At 58.8% G+C, this 15,706-nt stretch carries 11 protein-coding genes and 1 tRNA gene; 8 read left to right on the plus strand and 4 right to left on the minus strand.

The features are described 5' to 3' along the window. Positions 1-88: 88 nt before the first annotated feature. Positions 89-1,291, minus strand: coding sequence for a sodium/glutamate symporter (gene gltS, locus NKJ21_RS10660; RefSeq protein WP_012967046.1), 1,203 nt, complete (start codon positions 1,289-1,291; stop codon positions 89-91). 284 nt (positions 1,292-1,575) lie between these two features. On the opposite strand from gltS, the gene NKJ21_RS10665 reads away from it, so the two are divergent. From NKJ21_RS10665 to NKJ21_RS10680, 4 genes are all read left to right on the plus strand, one after another. Beyond that, complete coding sequence (locus tag NKJ21_RS10665; protein ID WP_008806808.1) at positions 1,576-2,967, plus strand: NCS2 family protein; 1,392 nt, start codon at positions 1,576-1,578, stop codon at positions 2,965-2,967. Between the two features lie 140 nt (positions 2,968-3,107). Next, a complete protein-coding gene (locus tag NKJ21_RS10670; protein ID WP_032731498.1) occupies positions 3,108-4,805 on the plus strand; it encodes an AsmA family protein in 1,698 nt (565 codons plus the stop codon). Between the two features lie 250 nt (positions 4,806-5,055). Beyond that, positions 5,056-6,615 (plus strand): PTS transporter subunit EIIC, encoded by a 1,560-nt coding sequence (locus tag NKJ21_RS10675; RefSeq protein WP_023298351.1) that lies wholly within the window; start codon positions 5,056-5,058, stop codon positions 6,613-6,615. A 12-nt stretch (positions 6,616-6,627) separates the two neighbouring features. Beyond that, the gene (locus tag NKJ21_RS10680) at positions 6,628-8,007 is read left to right on the plus strand and encodes a glycoside hydrolase (RefSeq protein ID WP_032731499.1); all 1,380 of its coding nucleotides are present in this window, start codon (positions 6,628-6,630) and stop codon (positions 8,005-8,007) included. A 619-nt stretch (positions 8,008-8,626) separates the two neighbouring features. Here NKJ21_RS10680 and NKJ21_RS10685 read toward each other — a convergent pair. The 3 genes from NKJ21_RS10685 to NKJ21_RS10695 all read right to left on the minus strand — a co-directional run bounded on the left by NKJ21_RS10685 (position 8,627) and on the right by NKJ21_RS10695 (position 13,233). Beyond that, positions 8,627-9,349, minus strand: a complete 723-nt coding sequence (locus NKJ21_RS10685) for a MurR/RpiR family transcriptional regulator (RefSeq protein ID WP_012967042.1) — start codon at positions 9,347-9,349, stop codon at positions 8,627-8,629. A gap of 158 nt (positions 9,350-9,507) precedes the next feature. Further along, positions 9,508-11,826 (minus strand): alpha-xylosidase, encoded by a 2,319-nt coding sequence (gene yicI / locus NKJ21_RS10690; protein WP_049139992.1) that lies wholly within the window; start codon positions 11,824-11,826, stop codon positions 9,508-9,510. Positions 11,827-11,838: 12 nt separating this feature from the next. Beyond that, positions 11,839-13,233 carry a glycoside-pentoside-hexuronide family transporter gene (locus NKJ21_RS10695; protein WP_117116335.1) on the minus strand — a complete coding sequence of 465 codons (1,395 nt, stop codon included), beginning with the start codon at positions 13,231-13,233 and terminating at the stop codon, positions 11,839-11,841. Positions 13,234-13,525: 292 nt separating this feature from the next. Between NKJ21_RS10695 and NKJ21_RS10700 the strand changes: the two genes are divergently transcribed. The 4 genes from NKJ21_RS10700 to NKJ21_RS10715 all read left to right on the plus strand — a co-directional run bounded on the left by NKJ21_RS10700 (position 13,526) and on the right by NKJ21_RS10715 (position 15,667). Beyond that, positions 13,526-13,620 (plus strand) — tRNA-Sec (locus tag NKJ21_RS10700). Positions 13,621-13,787: 167 nt separating this feature from the next. Further along, positions 13,788-14,255, plus strand: coding sequence for a DUF3237 domain-containing protein (locus tag NKJ21_RS10705; RefSeq protein WP_022065261.1), 468 nt, complete (start codon positions 13,788-13,790; stop codon positions 14,253-14,255). 112 nt (positions 14,256-14,367) lie between these two features. Continuing rightward, positions 14,368-15,375, plus strand: a complete 1,008-nt coding sequence (locus NKJ21_RS10710; RefSeq protein WP_008806800.1) for a zinc-binding alcohol dehydrogenase family protein — start codon at positions 14,368-14,370, stop codon at positions 15,373-15,375. 1 nt (position 15,376) lies between these two features. Next, the gene (locus NKJ21_RS10715; RefSeq protein WP_008806799.1) at positions 15,377-15,667 is read left to right on the plus strand and encodes a putative quinol monooxygenase; all 291 of its coding nucleotides are present in this window, start codon (positions 15,377-15,379) and stop codon (positions 15,665-15,667) included. The last annotated feature ends 39 nt before the right edge of the window (positions 15,668-15,706 follow it).

Here is a 15,706-nt window from a genome sequence, read left to right on the forward strand (position 1 = left end):
GCGTAAACGCCTTAGCCGGGCTACAAAACCCCAAACAGCACGATCTTGTAGCCCGGACAGGTGCGCAGCACCGCCTCCGGGTTTTTTATCAGCCAAATATTGGCAGCAGCAGGTATAGCTTAATCACCAGTGCGTTAACGATGTCGATAAAGAACGCTCCCACCATCGGCACCACCAGGAAGGCCATATGTGACGGGCCAAAGCGGTCGGTAATCGCCTGCATATTAGCAATCGCCGTCGGCGTTGCGCCCAGACCAAACCCGCAGTGGCCCGCCGCCAGCACCGCGGCATCGTAATTCTTGCCCATCATCCGGTAGGTAACGAACACCGCATACAGCGCCATCGCCAGCGCCTGCACCGCCAGGATAATAATCATCGGCAGCGCCAGCGAGGCCAGCTCCCACAGCTTGAGGCTCATCAGCGCCATGGCGAGGAACAGCGACAGGCTGACGTTGCCCAGCACCGATACCGCGCGATCGAACACCCGGTACAACCCCGCCAGCGCCAGGCTGTTGCTAAGGATCACACCGATAAACAGCACGCAGACGAAGGTCGGCAGCTCGAAGACGCTGCCCGCCAGCAGTTGCGCAACCACCTTGCCCACCGTCAGACAGATAGCGATCAGGGCGATACTTTCGATCAGCACCAGCGAGGTGATCACCCGCCCCACGTCCGGTTTTTCAAAGGCGGTTGGCGCCACCTGATCGTCCGGTGTGCCGTCCGGAGAGGAAGAGTGCTTCACCAGGTAGCGAGCCACCGGACCGCCGATCAGGCCGCCCAGCACCAGGCCGAAAGTCGCGCAGGCCATCGCCACTTCGGTGGCGTTGGCAAAACCGTAGCGTTCAACGAACAGCTTGCTCCACGCCGCCCCGGTGCCGTGGCCGCCGGATAAGGTAATCGACCCGGCCAGCAGGCCCATCAGCGGATCCAGCCCCAGCAGCGTCGCCATGCCGATACCGAGGGCATTCTGCAGCAGCAGCAGGCCAACCACCACGATCAGGAAAGTGCCCAGCACCTTGCCGCCGGCCCGCAGGCTGGCGAGGTTGGCGTTAAGACCGATGGTGGCGAAGAACGCCAGCATCAGCGGGTCTTTCAGACTCATATCGAAATCAATTTCGATATCCATGCTTTTCTTCAGCACCAGCAGCGCCAGCGCTACCAGCAAACCGCCGGCAACAGGTTCAGGAATGGTGTATTTCTTGAGGAAGGGAACGGTTTGCACGAGTTTTCTGCCGAGCAATAGCACAAGCGTTGCGGCAACGAGCGTCGATAAGGTATCGAGGTGAAACATAAAAAGCTCCTTATGGGCGCATGATCCATTCACACGCGACGTAATTCCTGGTGTCTTTAGCTTCTCATCATGAGGAGTCAGAAGGGGATTTTACGCAGAACGGCGGAAAAAATGACAGAAAAAGATATTTTGTATCCTTAATGATGCGATTTAGCATACAAAATGTTAATAACCTCGTTGCGCATATTCACGGCATAAATTTTTATGACCAAATGCTGGCAAACGTTTGCTTTTGGTCTACAGTCCGATAAAATTCCCGCTTTGCCACCTTGGGATTGCTTGTGATGTCCGTTAACACCGCAGAGTCAGAAAATGCGCAACCGGTTGCGCATAAATCAGCTAGCGAATTAATCTACCGCCTCGAAGATCGCCCACCGCTACCGCAAACCCTGTTCGCCGCCTTCCAGCACCTGCTGGCGATGTTTGTCGCGGTGATCACTCCAGCGCTGTTAATCTGCCAGGCTCTCGGTCTCCCGGCGCAAGATACCCAACATATCATCAGCATGTCGCTGTTCGCTTCCGGTGTCGCCTCTATTATTCAGATCAAAGCCTGGGGCCCGGTCGGCTCCGGATTGCTCTCCATCCAGGGCACCAGCTTTAACTTTGTCGCCCCGCTGATCATGGGCGGTACCGCATTGAAAACCGGCGGCGCCGACGTCCCCACCATGATGGCCGCCCTGTTCGGCACCCTGATGCTGGCCAGCTGCACGGAAATGGTGCTCTCCCGCGTCCTGCACCTGGCGCGCCGCATCATTACCCCGCTGGTCTCCGGCGTGGTGGTGATGATTATCGGCCTGTCGCTGATTCAGGTCGGACTGACTTCCATCGGCGGCGGCTACGCGGCGATGGCCGACCACACCTTCGGCGCGCCGAAGAACCTGCTGTTGGCGGGCATCGTGCTGGCGCTGATTATCATCCTCAACCGCCAGCGTAATCCCTATTTGCGCATCGCTTCGCTGGTGATCGCCATGGCGGCGGGCTATCTGGCGGCGTGGTTCCTCGATATGCTGCCGGCCAATACCGCCCCGACCAACAGCAGCCTCATCACCGTGCCGACGCCGCTCTACTATGGTCTCGGTATCGACTGGAGCCTGCTGCTGCCGCTGATGCTGGTGTTTATGATCACCTCCCTGGAAACCATCGGCGATATCACCGCCACCTCAGACGTCTCCGAACAGCCGGTTTCCGGCCCGCTGTATATGAAACGCCTGAAAGGCGGTGTGCTGGCTAACGGCCTCAACTCCTTTGTTTCGGCGGTCTTCAACACCTTCCCGAACTCCTGCTTCGGCCAGAACAACGGCGTGATCCAGCTGACCGGCGTTGCCAGCCGCTACGTCGGCTTTGTGGTCGCCCTGATGCTGATCGTCCTCGGCCTGTTCCCGGCGGTGAGCGGCTTCGTGCAGCACATCCCTGAGCCGGTGCTCGGCGGCGCCACGCTGGTGATGTTCGGTACCATTGCCGCGTCCGGCGTGCGCATCGTCTCCCGTGAGCCGCTGAACCGTCGGGCGATCCTGATTATCGCCCTGTCGCTGGCAGTGGGCCTCGGCGTGTCGCAGCAGCCGTTGATCCTGCAGTTCGCCCCAGACTGGCTGAAAAACCTGCTCTCTTCGGGGATTGCCGCCGGCGGTATCACAGCGATTGTTCTGAATTTAATTTTCCCGCCAGAAAAAGCCTGATCTGACGCGCTCCCGGTCGCGCCATTGGCCGGGACGCTCTCCACGACCTGCCTCATCACGGAAATAAACCACGCCCGCCTTGAGAAGTGCGCCTAAATCGGGCATAACACGGTGATGTGCATCTCACAGAATGGAAGACCATGAAATTTCTTGGAAAGCTGATTCTCTGGCTGCTAGTCGCTCTGCTGCTCGTCATTGTTGGCGCGTGGTTCCTGCTGCAAACCCACTGGGGCGCCCGCCAGGCCAGCGCCTGGCTCAGCAATGGCACCGGCTGGCAGGTCTCCTTCGATGCGATGGAACACGATTTCTCCTCCCCTCTTCATGTGCAGTTGCAAAACGTCACCTTTGGCCGGGAAGGCAAGCCGGCCACCCTGGTGGCAAAAACGGTCGATATTGGCTTCAGCACCCGCCAGTTTAGCGATCCGCTGCATGCGGATGAGATAGTCCTTAACGACGGCACTCTGAATCTGTCACCCCACTCTGCCGACCTGCCGTTCGCTGCCGACCGGCTGATGTTGCGCAATATGGCTTTCAACAGCCCGGAAACCGGCTGGGCGCTCAGCGCGCAGCGCGTCACCGGCGGCGTCAGTCCATGGACGCCGGAAGCGGGCAATGTGCTGGGGAAAACGGCGCAGATCCAGATGAGCGCGGGCTCGATGACGCTCAATGGCGTCGAAGCCAGCAACGTTCTGATTCAGGGCAGGATTGATCAGGGTGAAGTGACCCTCTCCACCCTCGGCGCCGATGTCGCCCGCGGCACCTTAACCGGCAATGCGAAACGCAGCGCCGACGGCAGCTGGCTGGTGGATAACCTCCAGCTCAATGAGATTCGACTGCAGAGCCCCGCCTCGCTGGCCGAGTTTTTCGCGCCGTTAACCACGGTCCCCTCTCTGCAGATTGGCCGCCTGGATATCACCGACGCCCGCCTGCAGGGGCCGGACTGGGCGGTAACCGACCTCGACCTGAGCCTGCGCAACCTGACGCTCAGCCACGGCGGCTGGCAGAGCCAGGACGGCACGCTGTCGATGAACGCCAGCGAATTTATCTACGGCTCGCTGCACTTCTTCGACCCGATTCTGAATGCTGAATTCTCTCCCCAGGGCATTGCGCTGCGCCAGTTCTCCTCGCGCTGGGAGGGCGGCATGGTGCGCACCTCCGGCAACTGGCTGCGCGCTGGTAACGCGCTGGTGCTCGACGACACCGCCTTCGCCGGACTGGAGTACACGCTGCCGGCGAACTGGAAACAGCTGTGGATGGCGCCGATGCCAGCCTGGCTGCAAAGCCTGACGCTGAAAAAATTCAGCGCCAGCCGTAACCTGATCATCGATGTGGATCCTGCCTTCCCGTGGCAAATTACCGCCCTCGATGGCTATGGCGGCGAGCTACAGCTGGTGAAAAACGGCAACTGGGGAGTATGGAACGGCAGCGCGACGCTGAACGCCGCGGCGGCGACTTTTAACCGGATCGACGTGCGCCGCCCGTCACTCAAGCTGAGCGCGACGGCGTCGACGGTCAATATCACTGAGCTTAGCGCCTTCACCGAGCGCGGCATTCTGCAGGCCACCGCCGCGGTATCCCAGCTGCCGCAGCGCCAGGTCAATCTGAGCTTTACCGGCCGCGGCGTGCCGCTGAATATTCTGCAGGCCTGGGGCTGGCCGTCGCTACCGATAAGCGGGGATGGCAATCTCCAGCTGACCGCCAGCGGCAGCGTGCAGGCCGATGCCCCGCTCAAGCCGACGGTCAACGGGCAGCTCAGCGCCGTGAATATGGAGAAACAGCAGGTGGCGCAAATCATGCGCAACGGCGAGGTCAGCCCCGCCCCCGCCGCGCCGCAGTAAAATCCCCCTCATCTGGCCCTCTCCCCACGGTGAGAGGGCATGCTTTCCGACAAACTCCGCTCTGGCCACTCCCTCTCCCTTTCAGGGAGGGGGTTAGGGTGCGAGTCCTGAAACCTGTGTGCAATACGCGGCTATCTGTACCTATTTAGCGCAACAGGTTCCTTTCAAATATCAGAATTGCTATAACCAAATTACTGGAAGTCGATAAAAAACCGCTCCCTGTACCTACAAAAATATAAAAGGATCAATCATGCCTGAAATACGTCAGCGTATTCTGGAGAATATGCAAAAATTCTCCCGGGCCATGATCGGCGCCGTATTGTTCTTGCCGGTCATTGGCTTAATTCTGGCCCTCAGTTCAGTATTAACTAATCCGACATTAATTGCTGAAACCAGTTTCTTACATCAGCTTGGGCAAATGCTCGGCGACACTTTTTGGCCTTTATTTGGCAACCTCGGCTTATTATTTTGCGTCGGCATTAGCTATGGCCTGGCAAAGGATAAAAAAACCGAAGTCGCGCTGGTTGCAGTGATGTGCTTCATTATGTTCCTTGGCGCCAACCACTCCTGGCTGGAACACACCCACGGACTCGCCGAAAAAATTAACGGTGAATATTATGGCACCGGGCAAACCCAGCTGCTGGGCTTTGTGGTGGTGGATATGGGCGTTTTCCTGGGCATTATTCTCGGCTGCACGATTGCGTGGGTGCACAATAAAGTCTCTGCCATTGAGCTGCCTGGCGCGCTGTCGATGTACGGCGGCGCCAAGCTGACGCTGGTGGCGATGACGCCGGTGGTTATCTTCTACGCCATCGCCTTTACCTGGATTTGGCCCTTTATGACCCACGGCATCTCCGCCCTCACCGGTTTTATGAAAAATGCCGGGGTCGCCGGGGTCTTCGTCTATGGTTTCTTTGAAAAATTCCTTATCCCCACCGGCCTGCACCATTTCGTCTGGTCCCCCTTCCAGCTCACCCAGATTGGCGGCACCCTGCACGTGGACGGTCAGGTGGTCTCCGGGACCCAGGCCATTTTCCTCGCCTATATGCGCCACCCCGACCTGACGCCGGTCATGAACGACGCATTACGTTTTTCGCAGCAAGGGATGACCACTATCTTTGGCCTGGCGGGCGCCTCGCTGGCGTTCTACCACACCGCGAAACCGGAGAAGAAAGTGATGGCGAAGGCGATTCTGCTGCCGGCGATCATCACCTCGATGCTGACCGGTATCACCGAACCGATTGAGTTCACCTTCTTGTTTGTCTCGCCGCTGCTGTGGGTGATCCACGCGACGTTAACCGCCGCCTCGCAGGCCATTTGCGACATTTTCACCGTACGTCCCTGGGGAGCATCGGGCCTGATCGAGTTTCTGATCTATAACCTGCCGCTGCCGGTCTCCTTAACGCGCTGGCCGGGCTATGTCCTTATTGGTATCGGCCAGTTCGCCGTTTACTACGTGATTTTCCGCACCCTGGTGGTGAAGCTGAATCTGAAAACGCCGGGCCGGGAAGATGACGAGAACGTGAAGCTTTACAGCAAAGCAGAGTACCGCCAGAAAGTCTCGCAACCGCAGTCGGTCACCGATGACATTATCCGCGGCCTCGGGGGCAAGGAGAATATTCTCTCCGTCGATAATTGTTTTACTCGTCTGCGCGTGGCCGTGCGCGATATGGCGCGGGTTGATGACGCGCAATTAAAAAATACCGGCGCCAACGGCGTCGTACGAAATCGTAATGAAGTTCAGGTTATTTATGGCGTCAAAGTGGGACAGGTACGTTCCCGGGTTGATAACTGGTTAGCAGAAAATTAATGAGGAGTTTGTATGAAATTAACCGTATTAGGCGGGGGCGGCGTTCGCTCTGCATTTTTAGCGAAATCTCTGGCCTATAACGCTCACCGCATTGGTTTAACAGAAGTGGTTTTTCTCGATAACTCTGCTGATAATCTGGCGATATTTGGCGAAATTGCCCGCTATGTATTTAATACTATTCGCCCGGATATTCAGTTTAGTACCACTACCGACCCGATCGCAGCGCTGCAGGATGCCAACTATATCATTACCACCCTGCGGGTTGGCGGTGACGAAAGCCGTATTCGCGACGAACGCATTGCGCTTCAGCATAACACCCTCGGCCAGGAGACCACCGGCGCCGGCGGTTTCGCGATGGCCATGCGTTCGATCCCGGCGATCCTTCGCTATTGCCGGCTGATCGAAGAACATGCCGCCGAAGACGCCATTCTGTTTAACTTTACCAACCCGTCAGGCCTGGTGACGGAAGCGATCATCAAGTCCGGTTTTAAGCGTCGGGTCTATGGGATCTGCGATGCTCCCTCCGAGCTGATTCGTGAACTGCCGGCGATCCTTGGTTGTGAAGAACGCGACCTCAGCGTGGAATGCTATGGGCTGAACCATTTCTCATGGTTTACCCACTTCACCGTACGCGGGGAAGAGGTAACCGAACGGCTGATCGCCAGCCCGGAACTGTACCAGAAGACGGCGATGCAGTACTTCTCCCCGGAGCTGGTGCGGCTTTGCGATAATCAGCTCCTCAATGAATATCTCTATTATTACTACTATCGAGAGGTGGCGCTGAAGGCGATTCAGGAAGCCGGCGAGACGCGCGGAGAGCAGATCGCCCGTATCAATCAGGAGATGCGCGAAGCGCTGCGCACTGTGGATGCCAGAACGCAACCGGAAGCCGCTTTCACCATCTGGATGCAGCATTACCTGCGCCGGGAAAACAGCTATATGCAGAATGAGTCGCAGCAGGAAAAATTCCACACCCGCGAACCGCTGACGCTGCGCCAGTTTATCGAAGAGCCGGACACCGGCGGCTATGCCGGGGTGGCGCTGGATATCCTGGAAGCGGTGAACAGCACCACCACCAAGCGTATCGTGGTATCGATCCAGAATCACGACACGCTCGACTTTTTGCGCCCTGACGACGTGATCGAGATCAGCTGCGACCTGAGCCGGGATGGCCTCAAGCCGGTGACGCCGGTGAAGGTGCCGACGGCGCAGAAGAATATGATTTCCTGCGTGAAGGAGTATGAGCGGCTGGCGGTGGCGGCAATCCTGCAGCAGGATAAATCGCTGGCGGTGCGGGCGCTGATGGCGCACCCGCTGATCGGTTCCTATTCGCTGGCGAAAACCCTGGTCGAAGCCTATCTCGACGATGAGCAATTCGCCGCCTGGCAGTAACCCGCTGCCGATGGGATTCCCCCCGCTCGCGTCGCGCTTAGCGGGGCTACGAACGGAGCGGTTTGTATTTTATGTAGGTCGGGTCAGGCGCCAGCCGCCACCCGGCAAAATAGCCGCATCACCCGGTAGCCCGGATAAGGCGCCAGCCGCCATCCGGGAACTCCCACACTCGCGACGCGCTTAGCGGGGCTACGAACGGAGCGGTTTGTGTTTGATGTAGGCCGGGTCAGGCGTAAGCCGCCACCCGGCAAAATAGCCGTCTCACCCGGTAGCCCGGATAAGGCGCCAGCCGCCATCCGGGAACTCCCCCGCTCGCGCTGCGCTTAGCGGGGCTACGAACGGAGCGGTTTGTATTTGATGTAGGCCGGGTCAGGCGTAAGCCGACACCCGGCAAAATTGCCGTATCACCCGGTAGCCCGGATAAGGCGCCAGCCGCCATCCGGGAGCTCCCCCCGCCCGCACCGCGCTTAGCGGGGCTACGAACGGAGCGGTTTGTGTTTTATGTAGGCCGGGTCAGGCGTAAGCCGCCTCCCGGCAAAATAGCCGCATCACCCGGTAGCCCGGATAAGGCGCCAGCCGCCATCCGGGAGCCCCCCGCTCGCGCTACGCTTAGCGGGGGCTAACTATTGCTGCGTAGGCTGGTAAACCACATCTTCAACAGTCGCTCAAAGCCTAAGATGCAGTAGCCGAAAAACGGGTTGCTCCAGTAAATATCATCGTCGAACTTCTGCGGATCGTGAATAATAAACGCCGTATCCGCAGCCTGCGCCAGCGGGCTTTGATAGTCGCCGGTAAAGCAGACCAGATTAATCTCCTTCCCCTCCAGGGCCTTCACCCAGTTAAGCGCCGAGCTGCTGCGCCCGGATTTAGAAACGATCCAGATGGAGTCGAAGCGGGCGGCGTTTTTCTGTTCGAGGATTTCATAATCGGGCCACAGCGCCAGGCTGGCATTCACGCCGGTGACGAGGAACTTGTTGTAAATATACTGGGCGATTAGCTGCGAAAAGCCGCTGCCGTGGATCAGGATGCGCTGCTGTTTAAGGCTTGCCAGCAGCGGCGTCAGCGCTTCTTCCGGCTGAACGCTCATGTAGTCGATATCGTTGGTGACATCGAGCTTCGGCATGGTGATATTGAACTTGATGAAATAGACCAGCTCCAGCCAGCCGCTGAACTTCAGTTTCTTCGCCAGCCGGACCAGCGAAGAGGGGTTGCTGTAGCACTGTTCGGCCACAGCGCGGACTCCCTGGCGGATACACTGCTCCGGGTCGTTCTGAATAAAGCGCAGCACGGTCATTTCCGTTTTGCTTAGCTTCACGTCACGAAAGATATTTTCTAAGTCCATGGCGGGCTCCTCTCAACGGCAGAATACGCTAACACCGTTCGGCGACAGCGTCTGCGGCCTGAGTCACCACTATGAAATGAACGTTACTTTTTGTACAAAAATGAAATAAAAAAACCCTCGCCGCTGGCGGAGAGGGTTGCAGCCGTTAAGATGGTGTTTTACAGGGTAATCGTCAGCGTATTGCCCTCGGCGCTCACTACCATACCCCATTCGCTGCCGGCCTGAGTCCCGCCCTGCACGCCCGCGACCTGCGGGATATTGCGCAGGCACAACGTCCAGCCGCGGGCCTCGCCTTCGCCGCTCACGGCGATGGTGTTGCCCTGGCGCCTGGCCTTCAGGGTGAAAATCGTCGAGCCGTCTGCCGCCGGAACGTCACAACGTGCCTCGCGTCCATCCTCGAGGTGGAACAGCTGGAAGGCGGTGCCCTCATGCCAGGCATAATCCGGCTTCTGGTCATTGTTGCCCAGCGCCAGCAGGGTGTTGTCGCGAACGTAGACCGGCAGGCTCAGCGCATCGTGATGCTGCTTATGCCAGCGGCTACCCGGTAATTCATCGTTATGCCACAGGTGCGTCCAGCGCCCATCCGGCAGATAAAATTGCACCTCGCCCGCTTCGGAGAACACCGGCGCCACCAGGACCGAATCACCGAGCATATACTGGCGGTCAAGATAGTCGCAGGCCGGATCGTCCGGGAACTCGAGCATCATCGCACGCAACATCGGCGTGCCGAACTCGTTGGCCAGCGCCGCCTGGCGATAAAGATACGGCATCATGCGGCATTTCAGCTGCGTGAAGTGGCGCACCACATCACAGGACTCTTCGTCGTAGGCCCATGGCACCCGATAGGATTTACTGCCGTGCAGCCGGCTGTGGCTGGAGAGCAGGCCGAAGGCGCACCAGCGCTTGTAGACGTGGGCCGGCGCGGTGTTTTCGAAACCGCCGATATCGTGACTCCAGAAACCGAAGCCGGACATGCCGATCGACAGCCCGCCGCGCAGGCTTTCCGCCATCGATTCGTAGTTGGCGTAGCAGTCGCCGCCCCAGTGCACCGGGAACTGCTGCGCGCCCACCGAGGCGGAACGGGCGAACAGCACCGCCTCCTGCTCGCCGACGGTCTCTTTCAGCACCTTCCACACTAGCTCGTTATAGATGAAGGCGTAGTGGTTGTGCATTTTCTGCGGATCGGAACCGTCAAACCACTGCACGTCGGTCGGGATACGCTCGCCGAAGTCGGTCTTGAAGCAATCGACCCCCATCGCCACCAGGCCTTTTAACTTGTCGGCGTACCACTGGCAGGCTTCCGGGTTGGTGAAGTCATAAATCGCCAGCCCCGGCTGCCACTTATCCCACTGCCACAGCGAACCGTCCGGGCGCTTCAGCAGGTAGCCCTTCTCTTTCAGCTCCTTGAACACCGGCGAGCGCTGGCCGATGTACGGGTTGATCCACACGCAGACCTTCAGCCCTTTCGCCTTCAGGCGTTTGATCATCCCTTCCGGGTCCGGGAAAGTAAGCGGATCCCATTCAAAATCGCACCACTGGAAGGCCTTCATCCAGAAGCAGTCGAAGTGGAAGACGTGCAGCGGCAGATGGCGCTCAGCCATGCCGTCGATAAAACTATTCACCGTCGCTTCGTCATAGTTGGTGGTGAACGAGGTCGTCAGCCACAGACCGAACGACCATGCCGGCGGCAGCGCCGGGCGGCCGGTGAACTGCGTATAGCGGTTAAGCACCGCTTTCGGCGTCGGGCCGTCGATGACGAAGTACTCAAGGTATTCGCCTTCAACGCTGAACTGGACTTTAGAGACTTTCTCCGAGCCCACCTCGAAGGAGACGCGCTGAGGATGATTGACCAGCACGCCGTAGCCGCGGTTGGTCAGATAGAAGGGGATATTTTTGTAGGATTGCTCGGTGCTGGTGCCGCCGTCTTCGTTCCAGGTTTCTACCGTCTGGCCGTTGCGCACCAGCGCGGTAAAGCGCTCGCCGAGGCCGTAGACGGTTTCGCCGACGCCGAGGTCGAGGCGCTCAAACATGTAGTTGCGCTGGGTCTTACTATCCTGCACGTAGCCGTTGTTTTTCAACTGGCTACCGGTGATGCGCACGCCGTCGCGCAGAAAATCCAGCGCCCAGAATTCACCTTTAGTGACGCGCACGCTGAGGTTGCCGCTTGTCAGCTCGGCGAACTCGGCCGTATTTTCTATTTCGACATGGACGTCTTTCTGCACGTTCAGCGGATAGTGCGGGCCGTTATCCAGCGCGCCCTGGAAGTGCGCCATGCGCACGCCGATTATCCCTTCCTGAGGCGAGAAAAAGCGCAGGGTGAACAATGGCGTATCCAGCTGCCAGGCACGTTCGCGAACATCGCGCGGCGCGGCATAGACCACCATTTCATTCCCCTGCTGTTCCACCTCGTAAACCTGTACGGGTTGGATCAGGTTGAGCCCTGGTTGAATGAGCCAGTTTCCATCACTGATTTTCATTAAAACGTCCTCTTAGTTTTGCCATTCTTTATCGATCGGGGCGGCGATGAAATCTTGTTCGTTGCGACGCGCGCCCTCGGCCAGCTCGGCCATCATTTTTTTCAGGAACGGCGTTTTCAGCGTGTAGTAGCGTTTGGCGATCACCGCGCTCAGCAGGTAGCACACCGCCGGAACGAGGGTGAACAAGGCGATAATGATGGTGAGGGTGGCGCTGTTCTGGGTTTTGGCGGCGGCGTCATAGCCACCGCCGGCCAGCATCCAGCCGATCAGCGCGCCGCCCAGCGCCAGCCCCAGCTTGAGCACAAACAGGGTGCCGGCGAAGCTGATGCCGGTCAGGCGTTTGCCGTTACACCATTCGCCGTAGTCGACGGTGTCGGACATCATCACCCACTGGATTGGCGTCACCAGCTGGTGCAGTACGCCAATGATGAAGATAAAGACGAACATGGTGATTTCGGCGTCCATCGGTACGAAGAACATCGCCACGCTGAGCACCGCCAGGAGGGCGTTGGTCCACCAGAAGACGCTGACTTTGCATTTCCAGTCGGTCAGCGGTTTCGCCAGCGCCGAGCCAATCAGGTTGCCGACGCAGTAGGTGGTGAGGAAGACGGTGAACAGCGCCGCCGAGCCCATGATCCAGGTGGTGTAGTACATCATCGCGCCGCCGCGAACGCAGACCGCGAGGATATTGAGGATGGTGAGCACGCCAACCACCCGCCACTGGTCATTGCGCCAGATATCGCGCAAGTCTTCACGCATCGAAGTGCTGCTCGGCGGCGCTTCGACACGCTCTTTGGTGGTAAAGAAGCAGAAAGCCAGCATCAGGAAGGCAATGACCGACAGCACCGCGATGCCGCCCTGGAAGCCGAGCGCTTTGTCTTCGCCGCCGATAAAGTTGACCAGCGGCATCATCAGCACGGTGGAGAGCATGCCCCCCGCCGTCGCCAGCACGAAGCGCCAGGACTGCAGCGAGATGCGCTGTGTGGGGTTGTCGGTGATCACGCCGCCCAGCGCGCAGTAGGGGATATTCACCACGGTGTAGAGCAGGGTCAGCAGCGTGTAGGTCACGGCGGCGTAGATCAGCTTGCCGTTGTGGCTTAAATCCGGCGAGCTGTAGGCCAGCACGCAGACGAGGCCGAACGGGATGGCGCCGAAGAGGATCCATGGGCGGAACTTACCCCAGCGGCTGCGGGTACGGTCGGCAAGCAGGCCCATGCACGGGTCGGAAATCGCATCCAGCGCCCGCGCCAGCAGGAACATGGTGCCGACAAAGCCGGCGGGGATACCGAAAATATCGGTGTAGAAAAACATCATGTATAACATGACGTTATCAAAAATGATGTGGCTGGCGGCGTCACCCATACCGTAGCCAATTTTCTCTTTGACGGACAGAATATGATCTTTCATATGCGCACTATTCCCTTAGCGGCACCGCGGATTGGTACCGGTTACGATTTTTGTAAACCTTTGCCGCAGTAAGATGAATTGCGATATCTCGTTATCAGATTACGTTTCTTGTTTTCTGTGATCGTGGTAGGGAATCAGGGAGTGAAAAAGTGTAACTCACGGATTTTGTGAGGATTTGTCCAGGACTGTTCTGTAAAGTCCAGTTTTAACAGTAAAAAAGTGCGTTTAGGTATGTGGTAAACGGCTGAAAGTAGCTATAATGCGCCCCGCCTCCATGTAGCAATCGAGGCGCGGAAGATCGTCATCTCCGGTGAGGTGGCTGGACTTCAAATCCAGTTGGGGCCGCCAGCGGTCCCGGGCAGGTTCAACTCCTGTGATCTTCCGCCAGTTTGCCTCTGCTCCCCCAAAGCCACGCCATACCAACCTGAGCACCCCCAAACTCATCATCCCAGCCAATCATTTTCATCCAAACCCTGCGTTATTTTGTCTCTCGCAAACCCGTTACACTGGCGCGGTGGCCGCGTGCCGTTGCCAACCGAAACAGGAGAGCCATAATGACCCCCGAACTCAGACACTGTTTTTCCATTACCATCCAGGTTGATAAACCGATAATTGTCTCCCGCAGCCCGCAGACCGGTAAGCGCCAGCTGATCCCGATTATCGGCGGCAGCGTCTCGGGTCAACTTCGCGGCCACGTACTGCCCGGCGGCGTCGACAGCCAGATAATCGAACCCGACGGCACCTGCAGGCTGTCCGCCCGCTATGCCCTGCAGGTGGCGGAAGGGACCGTCTATGTGGAAAACAATGGCATCCGCCGGGTGCCGGCCCAGTATCATGACCAGCTATTCGCCGACGATATGCGCTTTTTTAGCGATATTCCGCCAGAAGCCATCTATTTTCGCACCGTTCCCTCCTTCGAGGTGGATACCCCCGCGCTCAGCTGGCTAACCACCTCGCTGTTTATCTGCGCCGGTGGCCGGACCCAGGATGGGGTAATGCTCGATTTCTATCAGGTGGGCTGATTTTCACTTTCTGCATATAACTGTTATTGCCGTTAGCCCGTTTTTCCCCTCCCGGCAGCGGTCTACTATCGCGTCATCTTTTCATTCACCCGAATCACAGACCGGAGCAGTTATGAAAGCTATCGCCATTACTCAAGCCGCCGCTGACGGCAACAACATCCCTTCTTTAACTGAGATCGACCTGCCGGTCCCCACCGCCCACGGGCGTGACCTGCTGGTCGCCGTGAAAGCCATCTCGGTCAATCCGGTAGACACCAAAGTGCGCGCCGGCTTCCAGGGCGACACACCGCGGGTGCTGGGCTGGGACGCCGTTGGCGTGGTGCAGTCCGTCGGTGAGGAGGTGACGTTGTTCGCCCCGGGTGATGAGGTCTGGTACGCCGGCGCGCTGGGCCGGGCCGGCAGCAACAGTGAATATCAGCTGGTGGACGAGCGCCTGGTGGCGCACAAACCGCGCACCCTCGATAACGCCGCTGCCGCCGCGCTGCCGTTGACGGCGATCACCGCCTGGGAGCTGCTGTTTCACCGTCTCGGCGTTAAGGAAGGCGGCAATGCGGGCGACACGCTGCTGATCGTCGGCGCGGCGGGCGGCGTGGGGTCAATCCTGACCCAGTTGGCCAGCAAACTGACCGCCATGACGGTGATCGGCACCGCCTCGCGTCCGGAGAGCCAGCAGTGGGTCCGCGAGGCGGGCGCGCACCATGTGATCGATCACAGCAAGCCGCTCGCCAACGAGCTGGCGCGCATTGGCATCAGCGCGGTGACCCATGTCGCCAGCCTGACCAACACCGAGCAGCACTTCAACGCGCTGATCGACGCCCTCGCCCCGCAGGGCAAGCTGGCGCTGATTGATGACCCGGAGACCCTCGACGTGGTGCCGCTGAAAGCGAAAAGCCTGTCCCTGCACTGGGAATTTATGTTCACCCGTTCAATGTTTGAGACGGATGATATGATCGCCCAGCATCAGTTGCTCACCCGCGTGGCGGCGCTGATCGACAGCCACACCATCAAAACCACCCTCGGCGAACACTACGGCGCCATCACCGCCGCCAATCTGCAGAAAGCGCATCGCCAGCTGGAAACCGGGCGTGCCGTCGGCAAGATTGTGCTCGAGGGGTTTTAAGATGATATCGCTTATCGCCGTGCTCAAGGCGAAACCGGGCCAGACGGACGCCCTGCGCCAGGCCCTGCAGGCGCTGCTCCTGCCGACAAGACAGGAGCCGGGCAATCTCGACTACGCCCTGTTTCAGCTGCGCGACGCGCCGGACACCTTCTACATGCGCGAGGCGTGGCAGGGACAGGACGCCCTCGATGCGCATGTCGCGATGCCCTATTTTCAGGCGTTTATGACGCAGATGGAGTCCCTGCTGGCTGAGCCGCTGCGGCTGGACTACCTGACGGCGATTGAGCCTTAGCAGGTTCGATTCACGAGGGGTGGGAAAATCACGCCCCTC

Origin of the sequence: Klebsiella sp. SWET4 (assembly GCF_024296565.1) — a bacterium.
GTDB lineage: Bacteria > Pseudomonadota > Gammaproteobacteria > Enterobacterales > Enterobacteriaceae > Klebsiella > Klebsiella variicola.

Coding starts and splice junctions, on each gene's coding strand:
- gltS (WP_012967046.1), bottom strand. CDS start 1,291: ATGTTTCACCTCGATACCTTATCGACGCTCGTTGCCGCAACGCTTGTG.
- NKJ21_RS10665 (WP_008806808.1), top strand. CDS start 1,576: ATGTCCGTTAACACCGCAGAGTCAGAAAATGCGCAACCGGTTGCGCAT.
- NKJ21_RS10670 (WP_032731498.1), top strand. CDS start 3,108: ATGAAATTTCTTGGAAAGCTGATTCTCTGGCTGCTAGTCGCTCTGCTG.
- NKJ21_RS10675 (WP_023298351.1), top strand. CDS start 5,056: ATGCCTGAAATACGTCAGCGTATTCTGGAGAATATGCAAAAATTCTCC.
- NKJ21_RS10680 (WP_032731499.1), top strand. CDS start 6,628: ATGAAATTAACCGTATTAGGCGGGGGCGGCGTTCGCTCTGCATTTTTA.
- NKJ21_RS10685 (WP_012967042.1), bottom strand. CDS start 9,349: ATGGACTTAGAAAATATCTTTCGTGACGTGAAGCTAAGCAAAACGGAA.
- yicI (WP_049139992.1), bottom strand. CDS start 11,826: ATGAAAATCAGTGATGGAAACTGGCTCATTCAACCAGGGCTCAACCTG.
- NKJ21_RS10695 (WP_117116335.1), bottom strand. CDS start 13,233: ATGAAAGATCATATTCTGTCCGTCAAAGAGAAAATTGGCTACGGTATG.
- NKJ21_RS10705 (WP_022065261.1), top strand. CDS start 13,788: ATGACCCCCGAACTCAGACACTGTTTTTCCATTACCATCCAGGTTGAT.
- NKJ21_RS10710 (WP_008806800.1), top strand. CDS start 14,368: ATGAAAGCTATCGCCATTACTCAAGCCGCCGCTGACGGCAACAACATC.
- NKJ21_RS10715 (WP_008806799.1), top strand. CDS start 15,377: ATGATATCGCTTATCGCCGTGCTCAAGGCGAAACCGGGCCAGACGGAC.